Here is a 15,441-nt window from a genome sequence, read left to right as displayed (position 1 = left end):
GTATGTGACATATCACTGTTGTGCGGGTGAGCTGTCGTCCGCCGCCCGGTCCTCCGGAGCCCCCGGAGCTTTTGGTCCGTCCGGGGCGTCCGGCAGGCCCGCCAGTACGCCGAGCGGGACGGGGCGTGCGAACGGGCGGCGTGCCGCCGTCAGCGGGCAGCCGGTGAGGCCGGCCACCGCGGGTGCGCACATCCGGCCCTGGCACCAGCCCATGCCGGCCCGGGTGAGCAGCTTCGCGGAGCGCAGGTCGGTGGCCCCGAGCGTCCGGGCGGCCGTACGGACCTCGCCCGCGGTGACCTCCTCGCACCGGCACACCACCGTGTCGTCCGGGATCCGCTCCGCCCAGCCCGCGGGCGGCGCGTACACGGTGTCGAGCGCCGTGGAGAAGGCCCGGTGCCGGGTCCTGGCCCGGTCGGCGGCGGCCCAGGCGGGCGGGTCGGGGACGGTGCCCCGCATGCGAGCGGCCGCCGAGCGGCCGGCGATGTGCCCCTCGGCCAGGGCGAGGGCCGCGCCGCCGACGCCGGTGGCCTCGCCGGCGGCCCACACCCCGGGCACGTCGGTGCGCTGCTCCGCGTCCACCCGTACGGCCGTGCCGGCGAGCGCGCAGCCGAGGGTCTCGGCGAGATCGGTGTGCGGCAGCATGCCGTGGCCGACGGCGAGGGTGTCGCAGGGGATGCGGCGCGCGGTGCCGGGCCGGATCCGGCCGGTGCGGTCCAGCGCGGCGACGGTGACCGCCGTCAGCCGGTCGGTGCCGTGCGCCGCCACCACGGTGTGCCGGGCCAGGACGGGCACCCGGTGCCGCGCCAACAGCCCCGCGTACCAGACGCCTTCGGCGAGCTTGCCGGGCTGCGCCGCGAGGCCGGGCGCCCGGCGCAGCAGGGCCGCGGGGCTGGCGGACTCCACCAGTGCGGCCACCCGCGCACCGGCCGCGGCGAGCCCCGTGGCCACCGGCAGCAGCAGCGGTCCGGTGCCCGCGACCACGACCGTACGGCCCGGCAGTACCAGGCCGCCCTTGAGCATGGCCTGCGCACCGCCCGCCGTGACGACTCCGGGCAGCGTCCAGCCCGGGAAGGGCAGCACCCGCTCGTAACCGCCGGTCGCGAGCAGGACCGCGTCGGCGTGCACCGTGACGCCCTCCTCCTGCTCCGGTCCGAGCAGGGCGTGCACCGCGAGGGAGTCCGACTCCCGCTGTACGCACCACACATGATGTCCCGTCAGATGCGTGAGGTACCCGGCCTCGGTGTGCCGGGCCAGGCCGTCCGCGAGCCGCCGCCAGGTGCGCCACTGATGGTGCAGCGCCTGCGGGCGGCGGGCGTTCAGGGCGGGGGCGGGCTGCCGGTAGAACTGGCCGCCCGCCCGGTCGCCCGCGTCGACCAGGGTGACGCGCACGCCCCGGGAAGCCGCCGCCAGCGCCCCGGCGAGGCCCGCCGGACCGGCGCCGACGACGGCGAGATGAACACGCTCACTCATCGCCCTGTACCGTCCCTCCGGCCGGCCCTGTCCCCTCCTGGGTGCGGATCGCGTCGCCCGGGTGCACCGGGACCAGGCAAGCGCGTTGGTTCGCACGGCCGTTGACGGTCACCAGGCAGTCGAAGCACACCCCGATCCCGCAGAACACCCCGCGCGGCCGGCCCGTGCCGCGCGTGGTGCGCCAGGCCGGCACGCCGGCCGCCCACAGCGTCGCCGCGACCGTCTGTCCGGGCAGCGCCTCGACGGGCCGCCCGTCCAGGGTGACGGTGAAAGGCCGGCCCGGCCGGGCCCGGGTCAACTCCAGGGGATTCACGGCGTGTCGCCTCCGTCCGCGTCGAACCGCTCCGGGCGGAACGGGGTGAGGTCCAGCTCCGGTGTCCCGCCGGTGAGTGCCTGGGCGATCAGCCGGCCGGTGCCGGTGGCGAGTCCGATGCCGGCGCCCTCGTGCCCGCAGGCGTGGAAGAGCCCGGGTGCCCGGGGGTCGGGGCCGATCGCCGGGAGGTGGTCGGGCAGATACGGCCGGAATCCGGCGTACGTGCGCAGCGCGCGGACCCGCTCCAGGAAGGGGAACAGCCCGATCGCCCCGGCGGCGAGCGCCCGTACGGCGGGCAGGGACAGCGAGCGGTCGAAGCCGACCCGTTCCCGGCTCGCGCCGATCAGCACCGGTCCGGCGGCCGTGCCCTCCACGACCGGCGAGGTGCGCAGGGCGGCCGAGTCGCTCGCCACGTCCGCCACGTAGTCCGCCGCGTACACCTTGTGCCGGACCAGGCGCGGCAGCGGCTCGGTGACGAGGACGAAGCCGCGCCGGGGGAGGACCGGCAGCCGGACGCCCGCGAGTGCCGCGAGGTCGCCGCCCCAGGTGCCGGCCGCGTTCACCACCGCCGGTGCGGACAGGTCGCCCCGGTCGGTGCGGACGCCGCGGACCGTGCCGTCCGGCCCGCGGATCACCCCGGTCACCGTCCGGCCCGTGTGCAGCCGGGCGCCACAGGCGCGCAGCAGATGCGCCGCGGCCAGGGCGGGCATGACCTGTGCGTCCTGCGGATAGTGCACCCCGCCCGCCAGGTCCGCGGCCAAGTGGGGCTCCAGGTCCGGCAGTTCGGCCGCGCTCACCGGCTCGGCGAGGACGCCGGCGGCGCGCTGTCCGGCCGCGAACTCCGTCAGCGCGGCCAGGGCGGCGGGCGTCCGGGCGACCACCAGGCCGCCCTTGGGCTCGTACTCGGCCGCCGCACCCGGCCCGTCCGCCAGGCGCTCCCACAACCGGGCCGACAGCAGGGCGAGTTCGAGCTCCGGGCCCGGTTCCTTGTCCGAGACGAGGAGGTTGCCCTCGCCCGCCCCGGTGGTGCCGCCGGCCACCGGTCCCCGGTCCACCACCCGTACGTCGAGGCCCGCCCGCGCGGCGTACAGAGCACAGGCCGCGCCGACCATGCCGGCTCCGACGACCACGACATCGCAGGTCAGTCGCTTTGCCACGGCAGTACTATGTCACATGGCGCACTGTCTGGGGAGACCTCGGACACGCGCGGCCGCGCGCGCATCGTCCCGAGCCGCACCGTCCTCCTTTCCCTCCCGCCCGGAGTCTGAGGCGTGGCCCCCCTCTTGACGTCGCACGGAGCCGGATCGACACTTCAGGGCGGGAACCCTAGTGAACAGGTAGGGAATGATGGCGCGCCTCGCATCGGTCACCGGCCGCACCGGCCGTACACCGCTCCGCGCCCCCCTGCTCACCTCCCGCCGCCACATCGATCTGCTGCGTGTGTGCAGCGCGATCAGCCCGCGCCGCTGAGCCCGGCTCCCGCGCGCCCACCGGCCGACGCCGTCCGTCGGCGCGCCCCACCGCACGCCCACCACCCGGGGAGACGCATGTCCAGCACTCCGCTCGCCGCCGTCCCGTCCGTCCACCGCGCCGCCCCCGTCTTCCGGGGCCGGATCGGCCGGGACGCCCGCAGCGGCCACTACGCCGTGGCCCACCGCTACCGGCTCCACCTATCCACCGCCGGTCCCGACGGACTGCGCCTCGCCGTCGGACACGACGTCCTCGGCCTGGGCGACAGCTGTCCCGTCACCCTCCTGCCCGCCGTCCCGGACGGTCCCGGCGGCGGTCACGCCGCGCTGCGCCCGCTGTACGAGGCCAGCGCCCACCACTACACCGGGCCGGCCCTCGCCCCCGTGCTCAGCGACGACTGGTCCGGCCGCATCGTCAGCACCCGGGCCCGCGAGATCCTGCGCGACCTCGACCGCTTCCCGCACGAGGGGCGCGCCGTGCTGTACCCGTGCGGCCAGGAGTCCGTGATCGAGGCCGTCGAGGGGATGTGCGATGACATCGGGGAGGCCGCGCAGCGGGCCGGACAGGCGGGCGGCGACCCGGACGGGCGCGCCGCCGCCCTCGACGTGCTGCTCGACACCCTGAGCCGGCTGGAGAGGCGGCTGGCCGGGGAGGAGTACCTGGTCGACGACCGGCTCACCGCCGCCGACGTCGAACTGTGGGTGACCCTGGTCCAGCTCGACACCGTCCACCGCTGCCACCTCGACGCCTCCGCCGTGCACCGCATCGCCGGCCACCGCGCCCTGTGGGCCTGGGCCCGCCGGCTGGCCGCGCGTCCCGCCTTCGGCCGGCACCTCGACCTCGACGGCATCTCCCGCCGCCACCACGGCCGTTGCCAGGGACTGGAAGCCGCCGGGGCGGCCGTCCAGATCCTGGACTGGGCGACGCACGCCGTCGGCGCCGAGGACGCTTCCCGCAGGTGAGAGCGGCGTGCGGGGACGCTGAACGTCCGTCTGGCGGACGGCCGTTGACATACCGGCGGCCGGCTGCCCCAACCGGCGGCCGAAAACGGTCGGCCGCGTCACGGTCGCCCGTCCAGCCCCTGCCCCGCCCCGGTGTCCCGAGCGCCGCCGCGGGCCGCCCCGCGCCGTAGCGCCGTCGCGGCCCACGCCCGTGCGGCGTGCGACGACCGGGGTGCCGCCCCAGGCAGGAGCCCCGCCATCGCGCCGAGTCCGACTTCCCGGACACCTTCACCGTGCCGCCCGCGCCGGCCGCCGCCCCGGCGACCTGCTCGTCCCGCCCGCCGCGGCCTGCGTGCTCGTCGACACCGACGAGGAGGCCGCCGAACCCGATCGCCGTTGCCCGCGAGTGGCGCCGGCTCGCCGAGGCCCGCACATGGTCGATCCGCGACCACCTGGGCCCTCGCCCACCCGGACGCGGCCCGGAGCGAACGGGCCGCCTCGTGAAGCCCGGTGGGTGAAGCAGCCGGGTGAAGCACGCCGTGCGACGGGGAAACGGCGCGGTCGCGGACGTCACCTCCCCCGTAGGTGACGTCCGCGACCGTTCCCCCGGTGCCGGACTGTGGTTGTCGTCGTCCCTGTGCCGTCACCAGCACATGACCGCTGTCTCCCCCGAACCCCAGGTCGAGTACAACCGGACCCGGACGGCATAGCGGCGGCCCTTGACGAGCCGGACGCGGACGGCGGCGTTGTCCGGCCCGCCGCCGTCGTCGTGCCCCGCGAGGAAACGCGGCTCCCCGTCCCGCTCCTCGAAGACCACGAGCACGGTGTCGGCGTCGCCGAAGGTGCCCACGGTGTACTCGCGGGTCTCCGGCGGCGCGACGGTGAAGTCGGCCTGCTCGCCCGGTCCGAGCCCGAGCGGCGCTGAACGGAACGGCACCAGCGCGGTCGGACCGGCCGGAGAGGCCGGCGGATACCAGCGGAGCACGAACTCCTTGTCGGCCGGGGACGGAGCACCGGAGGGACGCAGCCCCCCGCGGTACTGCTCCGGCTCCAGCACCAGCCCAGGCCCGAACGGAAACGTCATCACCGACTGCGGATCCCACACCGATCCGCTCGCCTCGCCCGCGTCGAGCGCGCGCAGGACGTTGGTGTCCGTCGTCTCCCGGCTCCAGAAGTTCGGCGGGCCCGCCAGTTCGGCGTACACGGCCTCGTCGTCCCAGTGGATCCCGGCGTACGGGCTCTGGTGCTCGTGCACCATGCCGAGCGCGTGCCCGATCACATGCAGGATCGTGCCGCGCTCCTGGGGCCCCGTCACATCCCATCCCAGGTTCATGGTGCGCTCGCCCCGGCCGACCGACAGCGCTTCCCGGCCCACCGCGGACCAGGAGCCGCCGCCCTGCTGGAACCCGATCCGCAGCTCCGCCTCGTGCCGGTCGCCGACCTCGGTGAACGTGACACCGATGCCGAGCTCCTGCCACTCGCGCAGACAGTCGCGAACCGCGTCCCGTGGTGCTTCCCCACCGGCCCACGGCATCCGGCGCAGCTCCCCGGTCCCGGGAACCGGGATCACGGAGGCGTCGCAGCCGTGGTCGTAGAAGTAGTAGTGCAGCACCGTGCCGTTGACCCACATCCGCCGCCCGGCGAGCAGCGCGCCCAGCCGCTCGGCTGTCAGCCCCGGTGCGAAGTCCGGGGCCGGCCGCCGCGGTAGCGAGCACAGGCGTCGGGTCATGCGCCCAGACTGCCCGCCGGGCGCTGCCGGGCGCCTGAGTCGGGGTCTACTCAAGTCGCCCTGTATCAAACCTGAGTACGCGCGCTCCTGATGATGTGACGACTTACGAACAGGACGCGACGACCGCTCGGCCGCCCTGGCCCTTCACCGGCCGGGACGACGAACTGGAGCGGGTGCGCAGCGCGTGGGCGGCCGTCCGGCAGGGCGTCGTGGTGACCGGACCGGCCGGCCACGGAAAGACCCGGCTGATCACGGAGGCGGTCCGGGGCACCGACCACGCCCAGGTCACCGGCACGCCCGCGGCCCGGGAGCTGCCCTTCGCCGCCTTCGCGCACCTGCTGCCCGACGCCGTCTCGCCGCAGCGCGCGGTCCGGATCCTGTCCGGCCTGCGGCTCCTCGTCGTGGACGACGCCCATCTGCTGGACGAGGCCTCGGCCGCCCTGGTCCACCACCTCGCCGTGCACGGGCGTACCCGGCTGGTCGTCGCCGCGGTGGACGGGGTGCCCGTACCCGCTGCGGTCTCCCGGCTGTGGACCGGTGAACTGCTGCCCCGGCTGGCCCTGTCGCCGCTGCCGTACGAGGACGTCGCGCAGCTCCTCGCCACCGCCGGGCTCGACCCGCTCACCGTGCGCCGTCTGCACGGCGTGTGCCGGGGCGATCTGCGGCTGCTGCGGGACCTGGTCGCCGCGTCGGCGGCCGGCGGCCTGCTGACGTCCCTTCCCGGCTCCGGCGAGCGGAGCCTGCGCGGCCCGCTGCCGGTCACCCCGGCCGTGCGCGAACGGCTCGCCCCGCTGCTGGAGCGCTCCGGCCCCGGCGAACGGGAGACGCTGGAACGCCTCGCGTTCGCCGAGCCGCTCGCCCTGCCGCTGGACGGCCTCGACCTCGACGCCCTGGAGCGTCTGGAGACGGACGGCCTGATCCACGTCGACGACCGGGCGGCGGCCGTCACCCTCGCCCATCCCCTGCACGGCCCGGCCCTGCGCGCTGTGACCGGCCGGCTGCGCGCCCGCCGGCTGACGCGTGGGCCGCGCGACCTCGGCCCCGCCCTGGAGGCCGAACGGCGCGCCCTGGTACGGGGGATCGAGCGGCTGGACGTCCGGGAGGCGTCCGCCCCGGTGGGGGAGTGGCTGGTCGCGGAGGGCATGCCGGTCCCGGCCGGGTACGCCGCCGTACGGGCTCGGTTCGCGCGGCTGCGGGGCGAGGTACGGGACGCCGCCGCCTGGGCGCGCGAGGGGGTGCGGGAGACGCCGGGTGACGCGGCCTGCGAGGCGGAACTCCGGCTGGCGGAGGGTGGGTTGAGGTTCGACGACGTGGATGCGGTGTTCGCCCGGTATGAAGCGGTGCGCTCGGGAAAGCCCGAGCGGGCGGTGGGGCGGCTGCCGCAGGGGAGCGCGTTCGCGCGTCATGCCGATGCGCTGCGGCGCGGTGACGGGGGCGGACTGGACCGGGCCGCCGAGGCGTTGGCGGAGCGCGGGTTCCTGCTCTTCGCGGCGGAGGCGCACGCACAGGCCGTACGGGTGCACCGGGATCCGCGGGCGGCACGGCTCTCCCGTACCCGGGCCGTCGCGCTCGCACGCTGCTGCCAGGGGGCGCGGACGTCCGCGCTGGACGGGCTCGTGCTCGGCGAACTGACCGCACGGCAGCGGCAGATCGTCACCCTCGCCGCGGCCGGGCTGAGCAACCGGGAGATCGCCGAGCGGCTGACCCTGTCCGTGCGGACGGTCGGCAACCATCTCTACAGCGCGTACACCCGGCTGGGCAGCGGGGACCGGGGGGCGTTGCCGAGGGTCGTCGCGCTGCCGGAGTGCGTGTCGGCCTGAGCGCTCCGCCGGAAGTGCCGCACTGTGCCGTCGGTCGTCCGCGGGTCCGTCGCGGCGGGTCGCGCCCACGCGGCGGAGCCGCGTGTCGAGGGAGCCCCGCGCCCCCCTTCGGGGCGCCGCCGGACCGCGCCGGACTGCGCCGGACCCGCAGAGCGCCGGCCGGTGCTCACGCCGCTCCGAACGCCGCGAACGCCCAGCCCGTCGCCTGGTGGAGCGGGTCGTTCGGCAGGGTCGTACGGGCGTCGCGCAGGGCCTCGGCCAGGGAGAGGCCGGTGTCGAGGCCCTTGTGCAGGGCGAGCATCAGCGGGACCACCGCCGCGTCGTTGACCGGGGCGCTGCTCGCCACCACACCGGCCGTGCCGAGCGGGAGCAACGCGGTGACCAGGCCGAGGAGTTCGTCGGCGCCGACCGAGGCGAGGCGGGCGGTGTCGCAGCTGGAGAGGATGATCCGGTACGGGCTGCGGTCGAGGCGCTCGAAGTCGTGCACGATCAGCGGGCCGTCGGCCATCCGCAGGCTGCTGAACAGCGGGCTGTCCGCGCGGAACGTACCGTGCGCCGCGAGATGCGCGAGCGCCGCGCCGTCGAGGTGCTCCAGGACCCGGGGGACCTGGGCGCCGTCGCCCTCCAGCACCGTCGCCGTGCCGTACCGGTCGGCCACCTCCGGCACCTCCGCGCCGCCGGTGGCGAGGCCGGGGCCGCGCACCAGGACGTGCCGGCCGCCCGGCGGCGGTTCGGTCTCGCGGGCGCGCAGCCAGCTGCTCGCGGACGGCGACACGCTCAGCACCCGCTCGCGCAGCGCGGGCAGCAGCGCCCACGGCACCCGGTGCAGGGCGCCCGGCGGCACGATCACCACGGGAGCGCCGCCGAGGTGCCCGGCCGCGCCGCCCAGCAGCAGTTCCTGGAGCCGTTGCCCGCCCGCCTCCACCATCGGCAGTCGCGCCTCGGCGCCGGGGTGGGCGAGCCGGCGCAGCCCCGCCTGGACGTACTCGGCCTCGGCCAGCGCCTCCGTCAGCGGGCCGCCGGCGAACCGCCGCACCCGGCCCTGTCCGCACAGCAGGATGTGCACCCGGCCGTCCACGACGGCGAGTTCGACCAGGCGGGCGTCGCCGAGCCGCTCCAGCAGCCGGGCCGTGTCGAAGCGGTCCCCCTCGTCGGACGCGGCCCCGTGGATGTGGTGGGTACGGGAGCGGATCTCCCGCTCCAGCCGCCGCTGTTCCCGCTCCAGCGCGGGCACCGGGCGGCCCTCCATGCGGGCCTCCTCCGCGCGGGCCGCTATCTCCCGGTAGGCGGTCAGGCCGCTGAGCAGGGCCGGGTCGGCCGGCGGCCGGGTCGGCGGCGCCGACAGGACCGTGGCCCGCCAGCGCTCGCTCCACTCCAGCAGCCGCCGCGGGCCGCCCTGCGCGAGGCTCGCCTCCTGGGCGAGCGCGGCCAGTTCGGCGCCCTGCGCGGTCGTGCGGGCGCGCAGCTCGGAGGCGCCGAGCGTCATCCGGTGGTCGTCCAGTACGTCCAGGCCGCGCCGGCAGGCCTCCAGCACCCCGCGCCGGGACCCGGCGGCCCGGGCCCGCAGCGCCTGGGCGGCCCAGCCGGTCACCCGGGCCGGCGGCGGCCCTGCGTGCCGGCTGCGCGCGGCCACCGCCAGGTGCCGTTCGGCGTCCGCCGTCCAGCCCAGCGCGAGCGCGATCCGGCCCGCGAGCAGCGAGGCCTCCGGCGCGGCGGGCGAACCGAAGGAGGCGAGCTTCTCGGCGACCGCCGCCGCGTCCGCGACGAGGCGCCCCGAGCTGCGCCCGGCCGCCACCCGGGCCTCGATCAGCACCAGCCGGGCGTGTGTCTCCCACCACATCCGCCGCTGGGCCGCGAACAGCCGTACGGCGACGGCGGCGCGGGCGACCGCGGTGTGCGGGTCCCCGGCCGAGCGGGCCGCGCGCGCGGCCGCCAGCAGCAGCTCGGCCTTGCGGGTGGACTGCCCGCCGATGCGGTCCAGCAGCGCGATCGTCGCGTCCGCCTCGGCCAGCGCCTCCGGGGCGAGGCCGGCCGCCATCAGCACCTCGCAGCGCCGGATGGACAGCATGTACGTCGGCGTGCCGAGCTTGGCGTAGCGCTCCTCGGCCTCGTCCAGCAGCCGCAGCGAGGCCGGGACGTCCCCGGACCGGAAGGCGGCGAGGCCCCGGCTCTCCACCGCGTCGGCCTTGTCGTGCTCCTGGCCGGTGGTGTCCCACAGCCGCTCGGCCGCCGTGAAGTCCGCGACGGCCCGGTCCACCGCGCCGAGCGCCAGGTGCACGGTGGCCCGCAGGGTCAGCGCCCGCGCGGTCCAGATGTCGTCGCCGACCTGCCGCAGCACCGGCAGTGCCCGCCGTACGTCCTCCAGCGCCTCGCGGTGGTGCCCCAGCACCCACCACACGTACGCCCGCCGGTACAGCACCCGGGCCCGGGTGTGTCCGCTGCCCCGGGCGACCCCGCGCTCGAAGGAGGTGAGCCCCTGCCGCGTGCGCCCCGCGTGCACCAGTGCGACCCCGAGGGTCGCGAGCACATCGGCCTCCCGGTCGGCCGAGTCGGCGCGGGCGGCGAGGTCCCGGGCGCGGCGCAGGTGCCCGAGCGCGATCCGCAGGTCGCCGAAGTCCCGCTGCCAGATGCCGAGGACCTGGTGGGCGACGCTGGCGTGCAGCGGCGGCGGTCCGGCTCGCAGCACCTGTTCCGCGCGCGCCCGGGCCTCGCCCGGGTCGGCGAAGACCAGGGGCAGCAATTCGGAAACTGACTCGCTTCCCGGCGTCACGTCTCGCATGGTAGTGGCCAGCTGTATCAGACGGTGTCCTCGGGACTCCCACTGTCGTACACCGTCTTGTCGGGGGAGGAGACACCATGGCACCACAGCGCTTCCACGAGCAGTTCGACCACATCCAGCGGTCCATGCCCGGCACCGCCCTGGCGATGGGCCCGGACGACACCGGACACTTCCTGTACGAGCGGGGCGTCGTCCTCGCCCGGGACGGCGAGGAGGCCCGGGTCGTCGAGGACACCGTGCGCGCCCACTTCACGGAGACCGCGGGGCTCGTCCCCGACCAGGTGCGCCGGGAGGGCCCGCAGACCAACCGCACCGGCGTCACCCGCATCCGGATCGGCGACCCGGCCGAGGGCGACGACACCGTCCCGCACGCCCTGCGCGCCCTGCGCGAGGCCGAGGGCCGCCACGGCCGGCGGCTGGTGAGCCGCAACCACGTGGTGCACATCGCGGTCAACGCCTGCCCCGGCGACGAGCCGGTGCCCGTCGCGCGCACCCGGCGGGCCAACCCGGCCGTCGCCGAGGACCGTTACGGCGAGGAGAGTGCCGAGGGCCGCGGCAGCCCCGTCGAGGTCCTCGTGATCGACACCGGTCTCGTGCACGACCACGCGGCCTACCCGCCGCTCGCCCACACCACGGGCGACGTCCAGCCCGCCGAGACCGACGCCGACGGGGTGCTGCGCCAGTACGTCGGCCACGGCACGTTCATCGCCGGGATCCTCGCGGCCGTCGCGCCCCGCACCGAGGTGACCGTCCGCAACACGCTGAGCGACGCGGGCGCGATCCTGGAGTCGGAGTTCGGCGCCCGGCTCTTCGAGGCGGTCGACGACGGCGGCTGGCCCGACATCATCAGCCTCTCCGCCGGCACCACCACCGAGGGCATCACCGACGGCCTCATCGGCCTGGACGCCTTCATGGCGGAACTGCGCGAGCAGCGCACCCTGCTGGTGGCCGCCGCCGGCAACAACTCCAGCCACGCGCCGTTCTGGCCCGCCGCCTACACCGGCGTGCCCGCCTACCGGGACAGCGTCCTGTCGGTCGGCGCGCTGAGCGCGGACGGCACGTGCGAGGCCTGTTTCAGCAACCACGGGCCCTGGGTACAGGTCTTCGCCCCCGGCGAGCGCCTCACCAGCGCCCTCACCGGCTTCGACAGGCCCGTGCCGTACGTCTACCAGCACTCCACCTACGAGGCCTGCCGGTTCGACTACGACTACGCCTGCACCTGCCAGTTCCCGCGCCACACCGGCGCGTTGAGCGAGAGCCGGGAGAACACCGGTGCCAAGCCGCACCAGGTGATGTTCGACGGGCTCGCGCAGTGGAGCGGCACGTCGTTCGCCACGCCGGTGGTCGCGGGTCTCGTCGCCGCGCACATGACGGCGTACGGGGAGCGCGACCCGCGCGCCGCCCGTGACGCGCTGCTCGCGGCGGCCACCGGCAGCGCGGAGGTGCGCGGGGCGCGCGTCCCGGTGCTCCGGCCGCCCACCTGGCGCCCGGCAGCCGTCGTCGACCCGGCGGTACCGGTATGAGGTCCGGAACCCTCCACTCCACGGCGTACGATGACGTGCCGTACACGAGGGGTGGAGCCGTGGACCGTACAGAGGTCGGGGGGTTGGTCCAGTCCGCCGTCGACGGGGACGCCGCGGCCTGGAAGGCGCTGGTGGAGGGGATGAGTCCGCTGGTGTGGTCGGTGGTGCGCGCACACCGGCTCTCCGACGCGGACGCCCATGAGGTCTACCAGACCGTCTGGTTCCGCTTCGCCCAGAACCTGGGGCGGATCCGCGAGCCGGACAAGGCCGGTTCGTGGCTCGCCAGCACGGCCCGGCACGAGTGCCTGAAGGTGCTCAAGAGCCTGACGCGGCTGACCCTGACGGACGATCCGCAGGTGCTGGACCGGGCCAGCGACGACCGGACACCGGAGGAGTCGCTGATCGACTCGGAGGAGGCGGCGGACCGTGCCGAGCGGGTGCGCCGCCTGTGGCAGGAGCTGGAGGGGATGGGCGAGCGCTGCCGGCAGCTGCTGCGCGTGCTGGTCGCGTCCCCGCCGCCCAGCTATGTGGAGATCTCGGCCGCGCTCGGTATCGCGGTCGGCAGTATCGGGCCTCTGCGCCAGCGCTGTCTGCGCCGGCTGCGGGCGCGAATGGACGCACGAGGTGCGGCATGAGCGGCGATGACGGCAACGGCGTGCCCCCGGAGGGCGCGGACGAAGCGGACGGTTTCCTCCCGGCGGGCGCGGACGACGAGGGCGTGCCGTCCGACGAGGACGCGGGCGACGCCGAGTTCGCGATGGCACTGCTGGAGGAGGAGCTGCGGCAGGCGGCCACCGTCCTGGACCCCGTCCCGGACGCCCTGCGCCAACTGGCGCTGGACGCCTACGCGTTGCACGACCTGGACGCGCAGATCGCCGAGCTGACCTTCGACTCGCTGGTGGACGCGCTGCCCGTCAGGGGCGTCACGGACCCGCCGCGGATGCTGACGTTCCGGGCGGGTGAGGTGACCGTGGACGTCGAGGTGACGGAGGGCGGGCTGATCGGGCAGGTGATGCCGGCGGGGTCGGCGCGCGTCGAGGTGCTCGGCGGCCCGCAGACCGCCCGCCCGGTCATGGTCGACACGCTCGGCCGCTTCACCAGCGACGCACCCCCGGCCGGACCGTTCGCCCTCAGGCTGCGGACCGGCGCGGACGTGATCGTCACGGAGTGGCTGCGGGCCTGAACCCGGGGTGCGAGGTCAGCCGGACCAGGTGACCGGCAGGGTTCGCGGGCCGCGGATCATCGTCCGGTGCCGCCAGGCCACCCGCTCCGGCGGCACGGCGAGCCGCAGCCCGGGCAGCCGCTCCAGCAGCGTGTCGACCAGCAGCTCGGTCTGCAGCCGGGCCAGCAGCGTTCCGGTGCAGAAGTGCGGGCCGTTGCCGAACGCCAGGTGCGGGTTCGGCTCGCGGTCGGGGTCGATGCGGTCCGGGTCGGGGAAGACGGCCGGGTCCCGGTTGGCCGCGAGGTAGGAGACGTACACCGGGTCGCCCGCGGCGATCCGGTGGCCGGCGATCTCCACGTCCGCAAGGGCGATCCGGGACAGCCCGACCGAGCTGCGGTGCGGGATCCACCTCAGCAGCTCGTCCAGCACCGGGCCGCGCGCCTCGGGACGCGCCCGCATCCGCTCGATCAGCTCCGGCCGGGTCAGCATCAGGTACAGCATCTGGCCGCAGTTGTGCGTGACGGCCTCGCCGCCGATCTGGAGGGGCCCGGCGAGCCCGACGGCCTCCTCCTCCCGGACGTCCCCGCGCGCCACGGCCGCGCCGAGCATCGAGTAGACGTCCTCGCCCGGGCCAGGCCCTGTCGTCGCGGGGCAGACGGGAGTTTCACGACAGGGCCTGGCGGCCCGGGCCCGGATGGTCGCGGTGATCCACCCGTACAGGCCCTCCTTGGCCCGGCCGGCCGCCTCGACCCCGTTGGTGGAGATGATCTCCCGGGTCCAGGCGTGCACCTGCGCCCGGTCGGCGGCGGGCACGCCCATCACCTCGCTGACGACGCTGAGGGGGAACGGCTCCAGCACCCGCTCGATCAGCTCGGCGGGCGGCCCGTCCCGTACGACCCCGTCCATCAGCTCGTCCAGGATCTCCTGGGCGCGGGGCCGCAGCCGTTTCATCGCGCTCACCGTGAACGCGCCGGCCACCGGCTTGCGCAGCCGGTTGTGGTCGGGCTGGTCCGCCCAGGCGAGCGAGCCGGGGCGGGGCGCGAAGTTCGGTGCCATGCGGGTGACCTGACGATGTGTCACCTCGGCGCGGCTGAACCGCGGGTCGTTGGTGATCAGCTTCACATCGTCGTAGCGGGTCGCCAGCCACGCCCAGCCCTCGCCGAACGGCAGCCGGATCCGGGTCAGCGGCCCCTCGCGCATGAGGCCGGCGAGGCAGGGGTCGAAGTCCGTTCCGTCCAGGTCGGGCGTGGACCAGTCCCGCACGGGCGGCGGGGCCTGGCCGGTGAGCGTGGTCTCCTCGGTCATGCCCCCACCCTGGTACGGGGGCGGGGCGCTGTCCTGCGGGAGTGCTCCAGGCGGGGCGCCGGCAGGGCGCCGGACGGTGTCAGACGGAGTCGACGAGCGCGGCCAGCGCCCCGGCCAGCCGCTCCAGCCCCGGCCCCGCCGCCCCGCCCGGCTCCGCCATGTAGGTGTCCCGGCGGATCTCCACCATCAGGGCGCCGACCCGGCTGTCCCCGCCGTGGAACTCCAGGGGTACGTACGTCCCGGCGAACGGGCTGTCCAGCCCCGTCTCCCCGCAGGCCGCGAACGCCTCGCGGGCGGCCTCGGCCAGCCGCGGCGGCGTGTGGAACGCGTCCGTGCCCAGGCACACCGCGGGACGCGGGCCCGCGGCGTGCAGCTCGTAGGGCAGCGGTGCGGTCGGGTAGGAGTGCACGTCGATGATCACGGCCCGCCCGGTCGCCGCCAGCCGGTCCGCCACCGCCTCGGTCATGGCGCGCGCGTACGGCCGGAACCAGCGCTCCAGCAGGGGTTCGGGATCGGTGTCCGGCCGTCGCAGCTCGCCCTGGTGCGTGGTCCGGGTGTAGACGGCGCCCATCCCGACGGCCGCCATCTCCTCGCGCTCGTCCGGGAACCGCTCCGGGTCCACGACCAGCCGGGACAGCCGGTTCACGAACCGCCACGGCGTCACCCCGGCCGACTCGGCCGCCCGCTCGGCGAGTTCGGCGGTGTGCGCGTCCGTGATGTGGTCCAGCTCCCGCTCCAGTGCGGCGTCGTCCAGGACGATCCCGCGGCGCACGTCCGCCGGGATCGCCCGCGCCGAGTGCGGCACGTGCAGCAGGACGGGCGAGCCGGGGTCGCCGGGGAGCAGTTCGAAGGAGGGCACGCGCGGCTCCGGGAGGCTCGGCAACGGCTGCGCCCCGGCCGGGAGGTACCCGGCCGGGGCGGAGTGCGGT

The 15,441-nt window shown here is 76.0% G+C and carries 13 protein-coding genes; 6 read left to right on the top strand and 7 right to left on the bottom strand.

The genetic code is table 11. The features are described 5' to 3' along the window. Positions 1 to 12: 12 nt before the first annotated feature. The 3 genes from BIV23_RS23615 to BIV23_RS23605 are packed head-to-tail and all read right to left on the bottom strand — an operon-like array spanning position 13 to position 2,940. On the bottom strand, positions 13 to 1,470 hold the full coding sequence (locus tag BIV23_RS23615) for an FAD/NAD(P)-dependent oxidoreductase (RefSeq protein WP_071382937.1): 1,458 nt from the start codon (positions 1,468 to 1,470) through the stop codon (positions 13 to 15). Beyond that, on the bottom strand, positions 1,463 to 1,783 hold the full coding sequence (locus BIV23_RS23610) for a (2Fe-2S)-binding protein (RefSeq protein ID WP_071382936.1): 321 nt from the start codon (positions 1,781 to 1,783) through the stop codon (positions 1,463 to 1,465). Before BIV23_RS23610 ends, BIV23_RS23615 begins: the two co-directional genes overlap by 8 nt. Then, positions 1,780 to 2,940, bottom strand: a complete 1,161-nt coding sequence (locus BIV23_RS23605) for an NAD(P)/FAD-dependent oxidoreductase (protein WP_071382935.1) — start codon at positions 2,938 to 2,940, stop codon at positions 1,780 to 1,782. Before BIV23_RS23605 ends, BIV23_RS23610 begins: the two co-directional genes overlap by 4 nt. Positions 2,941 to 3,130: 190 nt before the next feature. Here BIV23_RS23605 and BIV23_RS53270 point away from each other — a divergent pair, with 190 nt between their 5' ends. Beyond that, positions 3,131 to 3,253, top strand: coding sequence for a putative leader peptide (locus tag BIV23_RS53270; RefSeq protein WP_281250167.1), 123 nt, complete (start codon positions 3,131 to 3,133; stop codon positions 3,251 to 3,253). 77 nt (positions 3,254 to 3,330) lie between these two features. Further along, positions 3,331 to 4,215: a glutathione S-transferase C-terminal domain-containing protein gene (locus tag BIV23_RS23600; RefSeq protein ID WP_071382934.1), complete on the top strand. Its 885-nt coding sequence runs from the start codon at positions 3,331 to 3,333 to the stop codon at positions 4,213 to 4,215. A gap of 622 nt (positions 4,216 to 4,837) precedes the next feature. Here BIV23_RS23600 and absR1 read toward each other — a convergent pair. Continuing rightward, positions 4,838 to 5,923, bottom strand: coding sequence for a beta-glucuronidase AbsR1 (absR1, locus tag BIV23_RS23595; protein ID WP_071382933.1), 1,086 nt, complete (start codon positions 5,921 to 5,923; stop codon positions 4,838 to 4,840). Positions 5,924 to 6,018: 95 nt separating this feature from the next. On the opposite strand from absR1, the gene BIV23_RS23590 reads away from it, so the two are divergent. Next, positions 6,019 to 7,743: a LuxR family transcriptional regulator AbsR2 gene (locus tag BIV23_RS23590; RefSeq protein ID WP_071382932.1), complete on the top strand. Its 1,725-nt coding sequence runs from the start codon at positions 6,019 to 6,021 to the stop codon at positions 7,741 to 7,743. Positions 7,744 to 7,909: 166 nt separating this feature from the next. Here BIV23_RS23590 and BIV23_RS23585 read toward each other — a convergent pair whose 3' ends face one another. Next, entirely contained in the window at positions 7,910 to 10,522 is a 2,613-nt protein-coding gene (locus BIV23_RS23585) for a CHAT domain-containing protein (RefSeq protein WP_177240008.1), read from the bottom strand. Positions 10,523 to 10,599: 77 nt separating this feature from the next. On the opposite strand from BIV23_RS23585, the gene BIV23_RS23580 reads away from it, so the two are divergent. The 3 genes from BIV23_RS23580 (at position 10,600) to BIV23_RS23570 (ending at position 13,228) form a co-directional block, all read left to right on the top strand. Continuing rightward, on the top strand, positions 10,600 to 12,045 hold the full coding sequence (locus BIV23_RS23580) for a S8 family peptidase (RefSeq protein ID WP_071382931.1): 1,446 nt from the start codon (positions 10,600 to 10,602) through the stop codon (positions 12,043 to 12,045). Then, positions 12,042 to 12,680, top strand: a complete 639-nt coding sequence (locus tag BIV23_RS23575; RefSeq protein ID WP_177235203.1) for an RNA polymerase sigma factor — start codon at positions 12,042 to 12,044, stop codon at positions 12,678 to 12,680. Before BIV23_RS23580 ends, BIV23_RS23575 begins: the two co-directional genes overlap by 4 nt. A gap of 122 nt (positions 12,681 to 12,802) precedes the next feature. Further along, a complete protein-coding gene (locus BIV23_RS23570) occupies positions 12,803 to 13,228 on the top strand; it encodes a hypothetical protein (protein ID WP_071382990.1) in 426 nt (141 codons plus the stop codon). Between the two features lie 15 nt (positions 13,229 to 13,243). Here the strand turns inward: BIV23_RS23570 and BIV23_RS23565 are convergent, their stop codons facing one another. Both BIV23_RS23565 and BIV23_RS23560 read right to left on the bottom strand, forming a co-directional pair. Continuing rightward, positions 13,244 to 14,512, bottom strand: coding sequence for a cytochrome P450 (locus tag BIV23_RS23565; protein ID WP_071382930.1), 1,269 nt, complete (start codon positions 14,510 to 14,512; stop codon positions 13,244 to 13,246). Positions 14,513 to 14,591: 79 nt separating this feature from the next. After that, positions 14,592 to 15,371 (bottom strand): N-formylglutamate amidohydrolase, encoded by a 780-nt coding sequence (locus BIV23_RS23560; RefSeq protein WP_071382929.1) that lies wholly within the window; start codon positions 15,369 to 15,371, stop codon positions 14,592 to 14,594. Positions 15,372 to 15,441: the final 70 nt, after the last annotated feature.

This window comes from Streptomyces monashensis (assembly GCF_001866665.1).
GTDB classification, from domain to species: domain Bacteria; phylum Actinomycetota; class Actinomycetes; order Streptomycetales; family Streptomycetaceae; genus Streptomyces; species Streptomyces monashensis.
This window is presented reverse-complemented; position numbering and strand designations above follow the sequence as displayed.